Origin of the sequence: Agromyces soli (assembly GCF_022811605.1) — a bacterium.
In the GTDB taxonomy this organism is placed as follows: Bacteria; Actinomycetota; Actinomycetes; order Actinomycetales; family Microbacteriaceae; genus Agromyces; species Agromyces soli.
Genome location: NZ_CP094533.1, coordinates 2,410,620 through 2,426,696, shown reverse-complemented (window position 1 = coordinate 2,426,696; position 16,077 = coordinate 2,410,620). Strand labels below are relative to the sequence as shown.

At 71.7% G+C, this 16,077-nt stretch carries 14 protein-coding genes and 1 tRNA gene; 7 read left to right on the top strand and 8 right to left on the bottom strand.

The window, feature by feature from the left end:
* Positions 1-31: 31 nt before the first annotated feature.
* The 5 genes from MTP13_RS11620 to MTP13_RS11600 all read left to right on the top strand — a co-directional run bounded on the left by MTP13_RS11620 (position 32) and on the right by MTP13_RS11600 (position 3,405).
* The gene (locus tag MTP13_RS11620; RefSeq protein ID WP_243567914.1) at positions 32-577 is read left to right on the top strand and encodes an RNA polymerase sigma factor; all 546 of its coding nucleotides are present in this window, start codon (positions 32-34) and stop codon (positions 575-577) included.
* Positions 565-1,509 (top strand): hypothetical protein, encoded by a 945-nt coding sequence (locus MTP13_RS11615; protein WP_243567913.1) that lies wholly within the window; start codon positions 565-567, stop codon positions 1,507-1,509. The genes MTP13_RS11620 and MTP13_RS11615 overlap by 13 nt, the downstream gene beginning before the upstream one ends.
* A gap of 40 nt (positions 1,510-1,549) precedes the next feature.
* Complete coding sequence (locus MTP13_RS11610; protein ID WP_243567912.1) at positions 1,550-2,044, top strand: peptidase inhibitor family I36 protein; 495 nt, start codon at positions 1,550-1,552, stop codon at positions 2,042-2,044.
* Positions 2,045-2,158: 114 nt separating this feature from the next.
* The gene (locus MTP13_RS11605) at positions 2,159-2,779 is read left to right on the top strand and encodes a ClpP family protease (RefSeq protein ID WP_243567911.1); all 621 of its coding nucleotides are present in this window, start codon (positions 2,159-2,161) and stop codon (positions 2,777-2,779) included.
* On the top strand, positions 2,776-3,405 hold the full coding sequence (locus MTP13_RS11600) for a ClpP family protease (RefSeq protein WP_243567910.1): 630 nt from the start codon (positions 2,776-2,778) through the stop codon (positions 3,403-3,405). The genes MTP13_RS11605 and MTP13_RS11600 overlap by 4 nt, the downstream gene beginning before the upstream one ends.
* Here MTP13_RS11600 and MTP13_RS11595 read toward each other — a convergent pair.
* The 3 genes from MTP13_RS11595 to MTP13_RS11590 all read right to left on the bottom strand — a co-directional run bounded on the left by MTP13_RS11595 (position 3,387) and on the right by MTP13_RS11590 (position 4,185).
* Entirely contained in the window at positions 3,387-3,788 is a 402-nt protein-coding gene (locus MTP13_RS11595) for a helix-turn-helix domain-containing protein (RefSeq protein ID WP_243567909.1), read from the bottom strand. The genes MTP13_RS11600 and MTP13_RS11595 overlap by 19 nt on opposite strands.
* 99 nt (positions 3,789-3,887) lie before the next feature.
* Positions 3,888-4,022 (bottom strand): hypothetical protein, encoded by a 135-nt coding sequence (locus tag MTP13_RS18230; RefSeq protein WP_279399727.1) that lies wholly within the window; start codon positions 4,020-4,022, stop codon positions 3,888-3,890.
* Between the two features lie 86 nt (positions 4,023-4,108).
* Positions 4,109-4,185, bottom strand: a tRNA-Met gene (locus tag MTP13_RS11590).
* Positions 4,186-4,542: 357 nt separating this feature from the next.
* On the opposite strand from MTP13_RS11590, the gene MTP13_RS11585 reads away from it, so the two are divergent.
* Complete coding sequence (locus MTP13_RS11585) at positions 4,543-5,895, top strand: glycoside hydrolase family 18 protein (protein WP_243567908.1); 1,353 nt, start codon at positions 4,543-4,545, stop codon at positions 5,893-5,895.
* A gap of 67 nt (positions 5,896-5,962) precedes the next feature.
* Here the strand turns inward: MTP13_RS11585 and MTP13_RS11580 are convergent, their stop codons facing one another.
* The 3 genes from MTP13_RS11580 to MTP13_RS11570 all read right to left on the bottom strand — a co-directional run bounded on the left by MTP13_RS11580 (position 5,963) and on the right by MTP13_RS11570 (position 10,994).
* Positions 5,963-6,814, bottom strand: coding sequence for a class I SAM-dependent methyltransferase (locus tag MTP13_RS11580; protein ID WP_243567907.1), 852 nt, complete (start codon positions 6,812-6,814; stop codon positions 5,963-5,965).
* Positions 6,811-9,735 (bottom strand): UPF0182 family membrane protein, encoded by a 2,925-nt coding sequence (locus MTP13_RS11575; RefSeq protein ID WP_243567906.1) that lies wholly within the window; start codon positions 9,733-9,735, stop codon positions 6,811-6,813. The genes MTP13_RS11580 and MTP13_RS11575 overlap by 4 nt, the downstream gene beginning before the upstream one ends.
* A gap of 131 nt (positions 9,736-9,866) precedes the next feature.
* A complete protein-coding gene (locus MTP13_RS11570; RefSeq protein ID WP_243567905.1) occupies positions 9,867-10,994 on the bottom strand; it encodes a YlbL family protein in 1,128 nt (375 codons plus the stop codon).
* 206 nt (positions 10,995-11,200) lie between these two features.
* On the opposite strand from MTP13_RS11570, the gene MTP13_RS11565 reads away from it, so the two are divergent.
* Complete coding sequence (locus MTP13_RS11565) at positions 11,201-12,520, top strand: zinc-dependent metalloprotease (RefSeq protein ID WP_243570814.1); 1,320 nt, start codon at positions 11,201-11,203, stop codon at positions 12,518-12,520.
* Positions 12,521-13,343: 823 nt separating this feature from the next.
* Here the strand turns inward: MTP13_RS11565 and MTP13_RS11560 are convergent.
* Positions 13,344-15,113, bottom strand: coding sequence for an ATP-dependent helicase (locus MTP13_RS11560; protein WP_243567904.1), 1,770 nt, complete (start codon positions 15,111-15,113; stop codon positions 13,344-13,346).
* Complete coding sequence (nudC, locus tag MTP13_RS11555) at positions 15,098-16,054, bottom strand: NAD(+) diphosphatase (protein ID WP_243567903.1); 957 nt, start codon at positions 16,052-16,054, stop codon at positions 15,098-15,100. The genes MTP13_RS11560 and nudC overlap by 16 nt, the downstream gene beginning before the upstream one ends.
* Between the last annotated feature and the right edge of the window lie 23 nt (positions 16,055-16,077).

Sequence of the window (16,077 nt, the reverse complement as noted above, 5' to 3'; positions counted from 1 at the left end):
AACACCTCCGGCCGGAAACAGGGATGATGTGATGGTGTCCCGTTCCCGAGCTCAGCGCCCCGCCGACGGCGAGCGCGAGTTCGAGGAGCTCTTCCGCACCTATCACGCGGTGATCGTCGCTGCGGCGTTCAACCGATTGAGCGACCGGACCGACGCCGAGGATGCCGCGGCCGAGGTCTTCGCACTGGCGTGGCGGCGCCGCGATGACGCATCGCAGGTGTTCACCCTCGCCTGGCTCTACGCGACGCTGCGCAATGTCGTCGGCAACACCTATCGCGGCCGCACCCGCCGCCAGCGACGTGCCGAGCGCGCGGAGCTGGAGCTCGAGGGCGTGCCCGAGCTCGCCTCCGAGGAGGTGCTCGAGGTGCGCCTCGCGGTCAACCGGCTCGACGAGGCCGACCGCGAGGTGATCTGGATGGCGTACTGGGAGGATCTCAGCCGCGAGGAGATGGCCGAGATCCTCGGCTGCTCCGCGGCGACGCTCCGAGTCCGCCTGCACCGCGCACGACGACGTCTCGAGCAACTGCTCGCCCTCGATCCGGCATCGACGGTGAAGGAGGACGCATGGACGAGCTGACCCGCAGACTGGATGCCGCGCGCCCGGCGCTGCCGCGCCGCGACAGCCCCCTCCCGGCCACGGCCGAGACGCTGATGCTGGAGATCACGCACCCCGCCCGGCCGGGATTCCGGCGACCGCTCTACTTCTCGGTGGCTGCCGCGGTGGTCGTCTTCCTCGCCGCGACCATCGGGATCGTGGCTCTCGGCAAGCCGAGCACGAGCTACGCGGCCGTCACGCCGCCGCTGCTCGACCCCGTCCCCGTCGACGGCGCACCGAAGGATCTGCTGATGCACCTGAGCGAGAGCGTCGCGCCACCGAGCGCGAACGGAACCCTGCAGTTCCAGTCCTGGTCGCTGGCGCTCACGATCGGCGACGGCGGCGCGATCGAGCAGTCGAGCATCGAACCCGAGGTGCGAACGGTCGAGCATCGGGACGACGGTTCCCGCATCGAGGTCCGGCGCGGGCAGCCGTACGACTCCGACGGCGCGCCCGTCGAGGTCGACGGCTACGACGTCGGCTCCCTGATCTGGGAGGAGGAGTTCGCCGCCGGCGAGTACCCCTTCGTGTTCGGCACCCCGCCCGTCGATCCCGCCGCGTTCGGGGCGTTCCTCGAGCAGCCGCTGGGCCGCACGGGGCTGACGACGGGCGAGTACGTGCTGCAGCTCGGCAACGCGCTGAGCGAGCGCCGCTTCGATCCGGAGCAGCTCCGCGCGGCCCTGCGGTTCCTCGCGAGTCGCGGCGACCTCCGGGTGGAGGGCGCGGTCGAAGACCGACTCGGACGCCCCGGGATCTCCTTCGCCACGGACAGTCGCGCCCCCGGCGAGTACGCTGAGCGAATCGTCATCTCCGACGAGGGTCTCGGCATCCTCTCCATCGAGACCACCTACATCGGGCACGACCGCACGGATATCCCGAGTCCCGCGGTCATCAACTACACCGCCTGGGAGTAGTCGAGCTCGCTTCGACCTCGGGAACGAAAGGACCCGAGCAGTGAAGCTCCCCCGAATCGCCATCGCCGCACTCATCACCGCCGCCGCCGTCCTGGCGCCCGTCTCCGCCGCGACCGCCGCCACCGCGGGCTCCGGCGGCGCGGGCTCCGACGCCGACGGGCTCCAGCAGCAGATCGACGCAGTGCTCGCCGAGTTCCCCGGCGGCGTGCAGACCGGACCCGACGAGGTCAGCTGGCAGGACGGCGCCGTGGTGCTGAACCTCGCCCCCGAGGGGCAGCTCGCCGCGCGCTCCGTCGGCTCCTGCGCGACCGGAGCGCACTGCGTCTACAGCGGCGTCGGCCTCTCGGGCTCCAAGCTCACCTTCTCGACCTGCTCCACCCAGTCCGTCGCGCCCCTCGGCGCCCCCGTGGCCTCGATCGCGAACGCCCGCTCGGTCGTGGTGCGCGCGTACAACAGCGTCGGCGTGGTCGGCTCCGTCTCCGCCAACAGCTCGGCGAGCACGAGCTCCTGGGGTGTGACGAAGGTCGGCTGCTGAGTTCGACCGCGGCGCCGCTCACCGCAGCGCTGCCGTCCGCAGCGCTGCCGTCCGCAGCACTGCCGTGAGCGGCATCGCGGGCGGTGGCGGCCCGCGGGCGCGCACGCTGGAGGCATGAGTGAAGCGACTCCCACCATCCAGCCGATCGACGCCGAGCTGACCGCTCGGCTGTTCCACGAACGCATCATCGTGCTCGGCGACGAGCTCGACCAGCAGGGCGGCAACCGGCTCTGCGCGCAGCTCATCGCCCTCGCCGGCGACGACCCCCGTCGAGACATCCGCTTCTGGATCAACTCCCCCGGCGGATCGGTCTCGGCGATGCTCGCCATCGCCGACCTCATGCGCTCGATCCCGAACGACGTCGCCACGATCGCCTACGGCATCGCAGCGAGCGCCGGACAGTTCCTGCTGACCGCCGGCACCCCGGGGAAGCGCTCCGCGCTGCCGCACACGCGCATCCTCATGCACCAGGGCTCGGCGGGCATCGGCGGCACGGCGGTGGACATCGAGCTGCAGGCCGATGATCTCCGGCACATGCGGGACACGGTGCTCGGCATCACCGCGGCGAACACCGGCCAGCCGATCGAGCGGATCGCCGAGGACTCGCTCCGCGACCGCTGGTACACGGCCGAGCAGGCCGTCGACTACGGATTCATCGACCGCGTCGTCGACGGGTTCGATGAGATGTTCCCGAGGACCGAACGGCCCCTGACCGGACTGCAGGTGACGGCATGACGAGCTACACGATCCCCTACGTCGTCGAGCGGCGAGGCAGCACCGAGCGCTCGCTCGACGTGTACAGCCGGCTGCTCTCGGAGCGCATCGTCTATCTCGGGACCGAGATCGACGACGGCGTCGCGAACGTGCTGATCGCGCAGTTCCTGCACCTCGCCTCCGAGTCCAGCGAGACCCCGATCAGCCTCTACCTGAACTCGCCCGGCGGCTCGCCGGGTGCGGCGCTGGCCGTCTACGACACGATGCAGCACATCCGACCCGACGTCGCGACGACCTGCGTCGGCCAGGCCGCGGGCCCCGCTGCCGTGCTCCTCGCGGGCGGCGCGAAGGGGCAGCGCTCGATCCTGCCGCACGGTCGCGTCGTGCTGCATCAGCCGTCCTCGCAGGGCCGCGGCACGATCCCCGACCTCATCCTGCACGCCGACGAGGTCGTGCGCGTGCGCGCGGAGCTCGAGGCGGCCCTCGCCGCCGACACCGGTCGCGACGTGGCGGAGCTGCGCCGCGACACCGACCGCGACCTCATCCTGCCGGCGGAGGCCGCCGTCGAGTACGGCCTCGCGGATCGGGTGCTGAGCGCACGCCTCGCGACCGAGACCGGCGAGGCGGACTACGCCGCGAGCAGGTAGACGCCGCCCTGCGGCGGGGCGAACTCCGCTCCACCGCGGGGCGCCGGCGAGACCGAGCGCGCCAGTTCGACGAGCTCTCGGCGCTCCGTCTCGCGCCGCTCCGCCGCGTGCCGAGCCTCCAGGCCGGCTCCCACGCGCCGCACGACGTCGTGGAGCTCGAGCCCGAGCGCCTCGGTGACCGCGCCCAGGATCTCACTCGAAGGCTCCTTGCGGCCGCGTTCGATCTCGGAGAGGTACTGCGGCGAGACACCGGCCTCGGCGGCGACCTCGGTGAGGATGCGGTCCTGGCCGAGTCGTTCGGCGCGGAGGACCTCGCCGAGCGCTTCGCGCCAGAGCGGCTTCGGCCGGCGACGGATCGGCTGGAATTCGACGAGCTCACCCATGCCCCGAGGCTACGCAGTGCGGCCGCCGAGCGATACGCCGATCCGCTGAGAGCAGAACGGCCGGGGCCGTCGCGCACGCGGCCCCAAGCCGCGTCGGGATCAGCCGGTCTCCCCGGCGGTCACCCCCGCCGGGAGCGTGAACGCCCGGCCCTGGATGTCGCGCCGCGTGACGCGGGTGGCGCGCCCCGTCATCACGATTCGGAAGACGCTGAAGCGGTCCCCTCCGTGGTTCACCGGGACGAGGTCCGGCTCGCGCGGACCCCGTGGCTGGTGCAGGCAAAAAAATCGAGGCCCGGAATCTGACGATTCCGGGCCTCGTTTGGTTGCGGGGGCAGGATTTGAACCTACGACCTCTGGGTTATGAGCCCAGCGAGCTACCGAACTGCTCCACCCCGCGGCACAAGAGATAACATTAGCACGGGTTTCGGAGGCCGTCCAATCGAGCGCGTCGCCGCGACTGCGGATGTCACGCGCGACGCGCGACCGGACGGAATCCGAGCGCCCGCGGAACGAACCGCCATCCCCTGGTCGAGCGTCGTCCGGGTGCAGCATGTGCACACTTCGGGGGACAGAACTGTGGATGCACCACAGCCGATCATGGCGTTCATGCGAGGCATCCACCATCGTTTGTCAGGACTCTTTCCAAACTCGGGCGGCCTTGCTAGCTTCCTGCGGAACGTCGCCCATCACGTGCCGCAGCCGCTGCCGGCGAGCGACGGACCACCCAGCGCCCGTTCCGATCGATGAGGATCCCATGACACGACGCAGACTGCTCCGCCCGCTCGCCGCCCTCGGCGCCGCCACCGCGATGGTCGCGGTCGCCGCGGCCTCGCCGGCCGCCGCCAAGCCGCACCACCAGCCGAACGGACCGGAGGAGATCAACGGCTACCGGACCGTCGGCTACCTGATGGCCGATTCCCCCGTGACCCGGGACGTGCAGATCAAGGACCTGTTCACCACCGGTGCGATCGAAGACGTCACCCACCTGAACTACGCCTTCGGCAACGTCACCGCGAACCTCACGTGCGAGATCACGAACGTGCCCGGCGAGGGGGACGCCTACAACGACTACCTGCGGCTCGTCGGGCCGCAGGACTCCGTCGACGGCAAGAACGACAAGACCAACAAGCACCAGCGCCTCGCCGGCAACTTCAATCAGCTCCGCAAGCTCAAGGAGCGCAGTCCCGACACGAAGGTGCTCATCTCGCTCGGCGGCTGGACCTGGTCCGACCATTTCTCGGAGGCTGCCGCGACCCCCGAGCGGCGCACCGCGCTCGTCTCCTCCTGCATCGACGTCTACCTGAAGGGCAACCTGCCCAAGGTCGGCACCTTCGGCGGCCCGGGCGCGGCGGCGGGCATCTTCGACGGCATCGACCTCGACTGGGAGTGGCCGGTGAACGGCGGCGAGACGAGCAACGCCTCCCCCGCCGACCGCGAGAACTTCCTCGCCCTGATGGAGGAGTTCCGCGCCCAGCTCGACGCCTACGGCGAGCAGACCGGCGAGGACTACCTGCTCACCGCCTTCGCGCCGGCGGGCGGCTGGAACACGAACGCGGGCGGATGGACCGACCCGCGGCTCTTCGAGGTCGTCGACTGGCTCAACATCCAGGGCTACGACTACGCGGGCGGATGGACCGGCAACACCGGGCACCAGGGCAACCTGCACCCCGACGGCACGAACAACTGGGGGCTCGCCCTCGACAACGCCGTCGGCCTCTACACCGCGGCCGGCGCCGACCCCGCGCAGCTGAACATCGGCCTCGCCGCCTATGGGCAGGGCTGGAGCGGCGTCACGGTGGGCGACCGCGCCGGCTGGACGCCCGACCCGGCGGTGACCGCGATCGGCACCAAGCCGTACTTCGAGATCCGCTCGCTCGGCCGCGGCTACTTCGACCCCGCGATCGGCGCCTCCTGGCGCTACGACGCGAAGCGGGGCGAATGGTGGAGCCTCGACGACGCGAACTCGGTCCGCGCGAAGGCGGCCTGGCTCGCCGAGCAGGGCCTCGGCGGCGCGATGTGGTGGGACCTCTCGGGCGACTACGAGAACGAGCTCGGCGGAGCGCTCGGCGACGCGCTGCGGGACGCCGAGGAGGGCCCGCTCGACTGACGCCGCACGCACGGAGGGGTCGTGACGAGGTCACGGCCCCTCCGTGCGCGCCGCACGGCCTGCCGGGTCACGGCGCCAGGGCGACGATCTCCATGCTGAGCGGCGCCCACCGGGTGCCCGGCCAGCCGTAGAGGCCGTGCCCCTGCGGCACCGTCGCCGGGAAGATGCGCCACGGCACCTGGTAGAGCTCGGCGAACTCCTCGACCGTGAGCCCGGCGTCGCGGAGACCGCTGAGCACCTCGCTCAGCGGGTGCATCCACTCCCAGGTGCGCGTGTGCTGCAGGCGCGCCTCGGGATCGGCGTAGTCCTCGCCGCTGTCGACGACGTCGGGCTCGCCGCCCTCGTACGCGTATCGCAGGCTGGGCAGGCCGTCGGGACCGTCGTCGCCGTCGAGCATGTACGCGGCGGGATGCCCGTCGGCGAAGTAGAGCCGCCCGCCGGGCTTCAGGTACCAGGCGACGATGCGCGCCCACTCGGCCACGTCGGGCAACCACCCGATCGTGCCCCACGTCGTGAAAACGAGGTCGAACGACTCGGGTTCGGGCAGCATGTGCCGGGCGTCGTAGACGTTCGCCTCGATGAAGCGCGCGCGTTCGGCGAGGCCGAGCTCGTCGGCCATCCGCCTGGCCTCCTCGACCGCCGGCTGCGAGAAATCGATGCCGACCACCGTGGCCCCGAGCTGCACGAGCGACAGGGAGTCGGAGCCGAAGTGGCACTGCAGGTGCAGCACGCGCACGCCCTCGAGCCCATCGGGGAACAGCCGGTCGATGCCGGCGGCCGCGATGGGGTCGAGCAGACTGCCGCCCGCGCGCAGGGCGCTGCGATCGTAAAACTCGGACGCGACGTGCAGCGGCACGCGCTCGTCCCAGTTCGCCCGATTCGCCTCGAGCCACTCCCCCGCGCGCGGGTCGACGGTCACTGCGCGGCCGACTTCTCGGACTCCGCCAGCGCGATCATCTTCGAGACCAGGTCGGCGAGCTTCGCATCGGCCGCGCCGTACGCCGTCCAGTCGCCGGAGGCGAGGGCCGCCTGCTTGTCGGAGATGGCCTGCTTCGCCTGGTTCAGGAGCGACTGCATCTCGCTGCTCGGGGCGGTCGGCGTCGAACCGTCACCGGGATCGGTGCTCGGCTCGTCCGGGTTGCCGCCCTCCTGCCCGGTGCCGGGCTCGACCTGCTCGTCACCGGCGGACGCACCCGAGTCGCCGCCGAAGAGCACGTTGAGCGCCTGGTCGAGGGTGTCCTGGAAGGCGATCTGGTCGCCGAAGGCGACGAGCACCTTCTGCAGCAGCGGGTAGCTCGTGCCACCGGTGGACTTGACGTACACCGGCTGGACGTAGAGCAGGCCGCCGCCGACCGGCACCGTGAGCAGGTTGCCGTTGATCACGTCGGACTGGCCCTGCTTCAGCAGGTTCAGCGACTGCGACACGGTCGGGTCGGAGTTGAACTTCGCCTGCACCTGACCCGGACCGGGCACGTTGTCGTCCTCGGGCAGCGTCAGCAGCCTCAGCTTGCCGTAGCCCTCCGAGCGTTCGCCGTCGCTCGCGCCCGCGTCGGAATCGACCGCGAGGTAGCCGCGCAGCACGTTGCGGCTGTTCTCGCCGCGCGCGTCCGGGATGAACGTCGAGTACAGCGAGTACGCGGGCGAGTCCTGGCCGGGCATCTGCATCGTCAGGTAGTACGGCGGCTGCAGCGCGTTGCTCTGCGCCGAGGCCGTCGGCTCCTTCGGCGTCGTCCAGGCGTCCTCGCGAGAGTAGAAGGGGTCGGCGTCGGTGACGTGGTAGCGGCCGAGCACGGCGCGCTGCACCTTGAACAGATCGGACGGGTAACGCACGTGGCTCATGAGGTCGCCCGACATCTTGCTGATCGGCTCGAGCGTCGACGGGAAGACCTTCTGCCAGGTCTGCAGGATCGGGTCGGACTCGTCCCATGCGTACAGCGTGACCTTGCCGTCGTACGCGTCGACGGTCGCCTTCACCGAGTTGCGGATGTAGTTGATCTCGTCGAAGGCGAGCGACGGCGCGGCGCCCTCGCTGTCGGCGATCGCCTCGCTGAGGCTCACCTTGTTCGAGTACGGGTACTGGTCGGTCATCGTGTAGCCGTCGACGATCCAGACCAGCCGGCCGTCCACCACCGAGGGGTAGGTGTCGGAGTCGAGCTCCAGGTACGGCGCGACCTTCTTCACCCGGTCGATCGGGTCGCGGTCGTAGAGGATCTGCGACTCCTCGTTCACCGCGTCGGAGAGGAAGATCTGCTCCGACTGGAACTTCAGCGCGTAGATGAGCTTCGTGAACGCGTTGTCGAGCTTCGGCCCGCCGTCGCCCTCGAACGTGGTCTCGGTGCGCTCCGAGCCTTCGGTGCCCGAGGGATAGTCGAGCTCGACGGCCTTCGAACCCTTCGGCGCACCGACGATCGAGTAGTTCGGCGAGTGCTCGCCGAAGTACACGCGCGGCTCGAACTCGCCGAGCGAGCCGGTCTGCGGGATGCCCGACTGGATGAACACCGGCTGCCCGTCGGAGGAGCGCTGGTTGCCCGCGGCCGCCACGAGCCCGTAGCCGTGCGTGTAGACGATGTGCGTGTTGTACCAGGTGGCCGCGTCGCTCAGGCCCTCGAGGTTGAGGTCGCGCACTGCGACGATCGCATCCTGGGACTTGCCGTCGATCTCGTAGCGGTCGACGTCGAGGCTCTGCGGGAACTGGTAGTACTGGCGGAACTGCTCGAGCTGGCCGAAGGCCTGGCTGATCTGCTGCGGGTCCATCAGCCGGATCGAGGCCGTCGTCTCGGCGTCCGCGCGGAGCGCTCCCGGCTCGGCGTCGGTCTTCGCCGCATACGGGATCTCCTCGACCGTGTCGACGCCGTACGCGTCGCGGGTGAGGTCGATGTTGCGCTGCAGGTAGGGCGCCTCGGCGGTGCGCGCGTTCGGCTCGACCTGGAAGCGCTGCACCACCCACGGGTAGATCGAGCCGATGATGAGGCTCGAGACGAGCAGCAGCACGGTGCCGACGAGCGGCAGTCGCCAGCGGCCCATGATCGCCGTGACGAAGAACAGGATGGCGACGCCGATGGCGATCGCGGCGAGAATCCACTGCCCGGGGATGACGGCGTTGACGTCGGTGTAGCTCGCACCGGTGAACAGCGTGCCCTGCTCGGTCACGGTGCCGTACTGGTCGAGCCAGATGCTGATGCCCTGCAGCAGCAGGTAGAGGCCGGCGGTGATCGCGATCTGCACGCGCGCCGACTTCGAGATGACGACCTCGCGACCGGAGATGCGGATGGCGCCGTAGAGGTAGTTCGTCGCGATGACGAGGAGCCCCGAGAGGAGCACGACGGCGGAGGCGAAGCCGACGATCGAGCGGTAGAAGGGCAGCTCGAAGACGTAGAAGCCGACGTCGAGGCCGAACTGCGGGTCGGTCGTGCCGAACGGGGTGCGGTTCAGCCACGCGAGCGCGGCGTCCCAGCGGGAGGCGGTCGAGACGCCGGCGAACACGCCGAGGACGACGGGGATGCCGTACATCGCGAGGCGGCGGAGCGGCTCGAAGACCTCCTGGTACCGGTCGAGCTGCGCGTTGAGCTTCGCGTACACCGGACGGGTGCGGTACGCGATGAAGATCGAGGCCCAGACCGGCAGCGCCATGGCGACGAAGCCGATGAGGAAGAGCGCGATGCGGGCGATCCACTCGGTGGCGAGCACGTCGAAGAAGCCGAGCTGGCGGAACCAGAGGATGTCGGCGTAGACCCCGGCGAAGAGGAAGAAGCCGACCAACAGCACGGCGACCACCCCGATCGTGATCGCGATGGGCGCCCTGCGGCGCGACGGACGGGGGTCTTGCGTCTCTGCTGACACTCTGGCCTCTATGGTTCGGTCGGAACGGAGTCGGTCGGAATGGATCGAACACCTATCCTAGGCGGCCGAGTCTTGGAGCTTGCCCGGAACGGGGCCGGGGCCCGCCCCGCGATCAGGGGATGCGGCCCGCGTCAGCCCGCGGTGCAGCTCGCGTACTCGCCGTCGACCTCGCCGTCGGCGACGTCCTCGACGATCGTCCGCGCCTGGTCGAGCGTCTCGACGGAGAACACGGTGAGTCCGTCCGGCACATTGCCGACGACCTCGTTGCAGTTCGAGGCGGGGGCCAGGAACCAGCTCGAGCCCGCGTCGAGCGCACCCCACATCTTCTGACGGATGCCGCCGATCGGCCCGACCTCGCCGGCCGAGTCGATCGTGCCCGTGCCGGCGATGCTCTCGCCACCGGTGAGGTCGCCCGGAGTCAGGGTGTCGACGATGCCGAGCGCGAACATCATGCCCGCGCTGGGACCCCCGACGTCGTCGAGCTGGATCTCGACGTCGAAGGGGAACTCGTACACCATGCGCACCCCGATGCCGAGGATCGCGGTGCCGTCGCTGTCGACGGGCGTGAGCTCGACGGACTGCTCGGAGCCGTCCCGGCTGACCACCAGGGCGGCGGGCGATTCGGTGCCGTGCGCCTGCACGGCCTCGCGCAGTTCCCCGATCGAGTGGACCGGCTGGCCGTCGACCGATTCGATGACGTCGCCCTCCTGCAGCACGCCGGCCGCGGGGGTGCCCTCGGCGGAACCGGTGACGGTGACCTCGCGCGGGAAGTCGTAGCCGAGCTCGACGAGGGCCGCGGCGATCGCGTCCTGCTGGGAGTCGACCATCGCCGCCTGGTTCCGCTGATCGCGATCGGTCTCGCTGATGCCGGGCGGGAAGATCGCCTCCACCGGCAGGACCGACTTGGTGCGGTCGAACCAGGAGCCGAGCACCTCGAGCCAATTCGGCGTGCGCCCGGGCTTGCCGACCACCGAGACGGTGAGCAGGTTGAGTTCGCCGTCCGTCGGGTAGGTCTGCTCGTCGGGCACGGCGATGAGCGGGCGCTCCTCGCCGTCGTGCTCCTGCGAGCCGAGCGTGTTGTAGACCGGCCCCGGCTGCTCGATGACGTACGGCGAGGGCAGCAGGGCGAAGACGACGCCGATGACGAGGGCGGTGCTCACCGCGGCCCAGCCGATGCGCTCCCGCAGCGTGCGGCGGCCGACCGTCGGGTCGTGACGCCAGCGGGGGTCGGCCTGGGGCTCGTCCTCGAAGAGGCTCACGCGGTCATCCTTCCAGGGTCTGCGTTGGCGCAGCTCGGGCGCTGTTCGCGAAGGGCGGACACCCGGAACGCCCAGCCTAGGCCATTTCCCAGTCACGTCACCGTGCGCCCGCGTTAGCGTTGAACCCGACGCGACTGGAGGTGGCGCACGTGGCCGATCGAGGCGAAGACCCGAGCGAGCAGAACCCCGAAGAGGAGTTCCGCGAGATGCTCCGCGAGCTGCTCTCCGGCTCCGGCGGCATCGACCCGTCCAAGCTGGCCGGCGCCGCCGGCCTGCCCAACGACCCCGCGAGCATCGCCGCGCTCTTCTCGCAGCTGCAGCAGGCGATGAACCACGCCGACGACGGCATCGACTGGTCGGTGGCGCTCAAGCAGGGCGAGCAGCACGCGGCGAACGGCCAGCGGCAGCTCGACGACGCCGAGCGCGGCCGCTTCGACCAGGCCTTCCAGGTCGCCGCGCTCTGGCTCGACGAGACCGTGGATGTGACCGCCTTGCCCGCTCCGCCCGAGCTGCTGACCCGGCGCGCCTGGGTGGCGGCGACCATGCCGGTGTGGACGCAGCTCGCGGAGCCCGTCGCGCTCTCCATCTCCGACGCGCTGACGCGGGTCATGAGCGAGCAGGCCCCCGAAGAGATGCGGCAGATGGTGCAGGGCGCCAGCCGCATGATGCGCAGCATCGGCGGCGCGCTCTTCGCCATGCAGCTGGGGCAGGTCGTGGGGCAGCTCTCGGCCGAGGTGGTCTCGGGCGGCGACATCGGCATCCCGATCATCGAGGACGGCCGCGCCGCGGTGCTGCCGCAGAACGTGGCCGCATTCGGCGACGGCCTCGACGTCGACTCGGGCGAAGTCGAGCTCTACCTGGCGGTGCGGGAGCTCGCGCATGCTCGGCTGTTCCGACACGCGAAGTGGCTGCGCCTGCACTTCATCACGGCGATCACCTCCTTCGCCCGCGGCATCGACATCGATACCGGGCGGCTCGAGGAGCTGGCCGAGAGCTTCGACCCGTCCAACACCGAGGCGCTGCGCGACGCGGTCGTGAGCGGCGCCCTCATCCGTCCGAAGAGCGAGGCGCAACAGGCCGCGCTCGCCCGCATCGAGACGATGCTCGCTCTCGTCGAGGGCTGGGTCGACGTCGTCACGGCCGAGGCGACCGCCCGGTTGCCGAAGTCGGTGGCGATCGCCGAGACGATCCGCCGGCGGCGGGCGTCCGGCGGCCCGGCGGAGTCGGCGCTCGCGACGCTCGTCGGCCTCGAGCTGCGGCCGCGACGGCTGCGCGAGGCGGCGGCGATGTGGCGTGCGGTGACCGATGCCGTCGGCGTCGAGCAGCGCGACGCGATGTGGTCGCACCCCGATCTGCTGCCGACGGCCGCCGATCTCGACGACCCGGCGGTGCTCGTCGCCCGGCTGACGGGAGCGACGCCGATCGACGCCGAGGACGCGGAGTTCGACGAGGCGCTCGAGCAGCTGCTCCGCGGTGAGACCCCCGCCGGTCCCGGCGAGGACGGCGAGGAGCCGCCGAAGGCCTGAGCCGGAACGGTCGGCGTCGCACGTCTGCGGGACGCCGACCGGACCGCGGCCTGTGGATGGCCGGGGCCGCGCTGGACGCGCGTGCGCCAGGCTCTCGGCATGACCCTCCGACTCGACCCGGCGCTGCCGCTCGTCTGGCGCTCGCCGAACGAGCTGCAACTCGGCGCGAGCCGTCCGGTGCTGGTGCTGCGCGATCCCGGCGAGCTCGAGAGCTCCGTGCTCGCCCTGCTCCGGCGCGGGGCCGGGCGCGACGCCCTGCACGCGATCGTCTCGACGCTCGGCATTCCGGCCGCACGGCTCGACGCCCTGCTCGAGCTGCTCTCCCCCGCGCTGCTCGAGACCGCACCGGGCACCCCGGCAGCCGGGGCCGCGGGCACCGCCGATCCTCCGGTCGTCGCCATCGACGACGCCGAGCCGCGGCTCGCCCGTGCCGTCGCCGTCGCCCTGGGCGCGATCGGCCTGCGACCTGTGCTGGCGGCCCACGGACCGGAACGCCCGGCCGCCGTCGTGCTCGCCGCCGCGTGGGTCGTCCCGCCGGCCGCGCACCTGCGCTGGCTCCGCCGCGACGTCCCGCACCTGCCGCTGGTGCACGAGGGCGACGCGCTCATCGTCGGCCCGCTCGTCGTCCCGGGCACCGGTGCCTGCCTGCGCTGCGTGGAACTGCACCGCCGCGACCTCGACCCGGCCTGGCCGGCGATCGCCGCGCAGCTCGCGAGGCATCCGACTGCGCCGTTGCCCGCCGGCGCACTGGGGGTCGCCGCTGCGCACGCCGCCGCGACCCTCGACGGCTACCTCGACCGTGCAGCGGTCTCGGCCGCGTCGCTCAGCGTGCCCGTCTCGGGGGCTCCGCCGCGGAACTCGCGCCACCCGGTGCACCCGGAGTGCGGGTGTCGAGCTCCCGGAGGAACCGCGACGGCTCCCGCTCGCCCCGCCCTGCCTGGCCGCGACGAGCCCAGCTCAGGGCGAGTCGCCGACGGGCTCGGGTGAGGCCGACGTACAGCAGCCGCCGTTCCTCGTCGATCGCCTCGAGCCCCTTCGCGTAGGCGATCGGCAGCAGGCCCTCGCTCAGCCCGACGAGATGCACCTCGTCCCACTCGAGGCCCTTCGCGGAGTGCAGGGTCGCAAGGGTCACGGCCTGGACCGCCGGCTCGTGGTGCGACTCCGCCCGCGCGCGGAGCTCGTCGGCGAACTGACGCAGCGTCGTGCCCGGCGGCTGCTCGTCGACGAGACCGGCGAGGGCGTTCAGCGCCTCCCAGCGCGCGCGCACGGCGCCAGGGCCTTCCGGCGCGTGCGCCGACCAGCCGAGCGAGCGCAGCACGTCGCTCACCGACTTGAAGAGGGGCTCGTCGCTCGGCACGAGCGCCTGCGCGCGCAGCGCGTGCACCGCCTTCAGCACGTCGGGCTGATCGAAGAAACGCTGGGCGCCGCGCACCCGATACGGCACGCCGACCTCGTCGAGCGCGTGCTCGTACATCGCCGATTGGGAGTTCACCCGCAGCAGCACGGCGATCTCCGCGGCCGGGGCGCCGGCGTCGATGGAGGCTCGCACGCGGCTCGCGACGTCACGCGCCTCGGCGAGATCGTCGGCGAACTCGAAGAGCTGCGGCTCGGCTGCGGGGCCGTTCGACCGAGCCCCATCGGCCGCGGCCTCGAGCCGCAGCGCTCCCGAGCGTCCGCGCATCAGGCGGTTCGCGGCGCCCACGATCGGCTCCGTCGAGCGGTAGTTCCGTTCGAGCCGCACGACCGTGGCGTCGTCGTACCGTCGCTCGAAGCCCAGCAGGAACTCCGAGCTCGCCCCGGCGAAGGAGTAGATGGTCTGGCTCGCGTCGCCGACGACGCAGAGCTCCTTGCGGTCGCCGAGCCAGAGTTCGAGCAGCCGCTGCTGGGCCGGCGAGACGTCCTGATACTCGTCGACCACGAAGTGCCGATAGCTCTCGCGCACGTGCATCGCGACGGACGGTTCCGACTCGATCATGCCGGCGGTGGCGAGCAGCACGTCCTCGAAGTCCATCGAGCGCCGCTCGTCCTTCACCCGCTCGTACTCCTGCATGAGCGCGAGCTGCTGCTCGGCGCTCAGCGCCCCGGCCGGACCGCGACTCGCCAGGCGCGCCTCGTAGGCCGGCATCCCGAGTCCCGAGACCTTCCGCCACTCGATCTCGGCCGCGACGTCGCGGAGCGTCGCGGTATCCACCCGGACCTTGAGCCGTTCGGCGGCGTGCCCGAGCAGGCGGCCCTTGTACTCGAGCACGCGGGGTGCCGGGCCGCCGCCCGCAACGAGCGGCCAGAAGTGGTTGAGCTGCGCGAGCGCCGCGGCGTGGAAGGTGCGCACCTGCACCCGGCCGGCGCCGAGCGCGTGCAGCCGGCCGCGGATCTCGGCGGCGGCGCGCGAGGTGAACGTCAGCGCCATCACGCGGGCGGGGTCGTAGGCCCCCGAGGCGACGCCGTAGGCGATGCGGTGGGTGATCGCCCGGGTCTTGCCGGTGCCGGCGCCCGCGAGCACGCAGACCGGGCCGATCAGCGCCTCGGCGACGACGCGCTGCTCCTCGTCGAGCGCGTCGAGCAGCTCGTCCTCGGCGCTCACGAGCTCGGCCACGGCACATCCGTGGGAAGCGGTCCGCCGTACCAGTGCTCCAGCAGCCACCCGGCGATGGACGTGCCGGTCGGCAGGAAGAGTTCCTCGCCCGCCGAGGCGATGTCCTCCCGGGAGAACCAGCGGAGCTCGAGGATCTCCTCGCCGTCGGGCCGTGCGATCGCCGGGTCGGCGCCGACGGCGAGCCTGGCCCGGAACCCGAGCATGAGGCTCGCGGGCAGCGGCCACGGCTGGGACGCGACGTACTCGACACGATCGACCGGGATGCCCGCCTCCTCCGCGATCTCGCGGACGACCGCGTGCTCGAGCGGCTCGCCCGGCTCGACGAAGCCGGCGAGCAGCGAGAACCGGCGCTGCTCCCACAGCGCGTTGGAGCCGAGCAGCACCCGGTCGTCGTCGTCGGTGACGAGCACGATCACGGCGGGGTCGGTGCGCGGGAAGAGCTGCCGCTCCTCGGCGAGGCAGCGCCGCACCCAGCCGGCGTCGGTCACCTCGGTGGGGCTGCCGCACCGCGGGCAGAACGGGTGCGCCTCGTGCCAGGAGGCGAGCGCGATCGCCTCGACCGCCAGGGCCTGTCCCCGGTCGTCGAGGAGGGCGGCGGCGCGGCGCAGCTGTGCCCAGCGCGCCTCCTCCGCCTCGATCGCGGCGGCGGCCGCCTCGTCGTAGACGCGGAGCTCGACGGGCGCCGTGCGGCCGCCGTCGAGCGCGATGCGGCCGAGGTAGCAGCGGAGCGACGCCGCGGGCAGCCCGGTCGGAGCCACGAGGCCGAGCCCGGGTGCCGAGCCGTCGCGCTGCTCGGCGAGCAGCAGCCGCCGATCGTGGACGGGCAGCACGAGCGCCGAGGCATCCGCGTCGAACCGCGCCTCGCGCTCAGGATCGGCTCTCGCCGCGGCGTCGCGATCGATCGCCGCACGGGCGAGGGGCGGAAGGCTCGGTTGGGGCATGACCACCTTTCGCATGGCGCTCG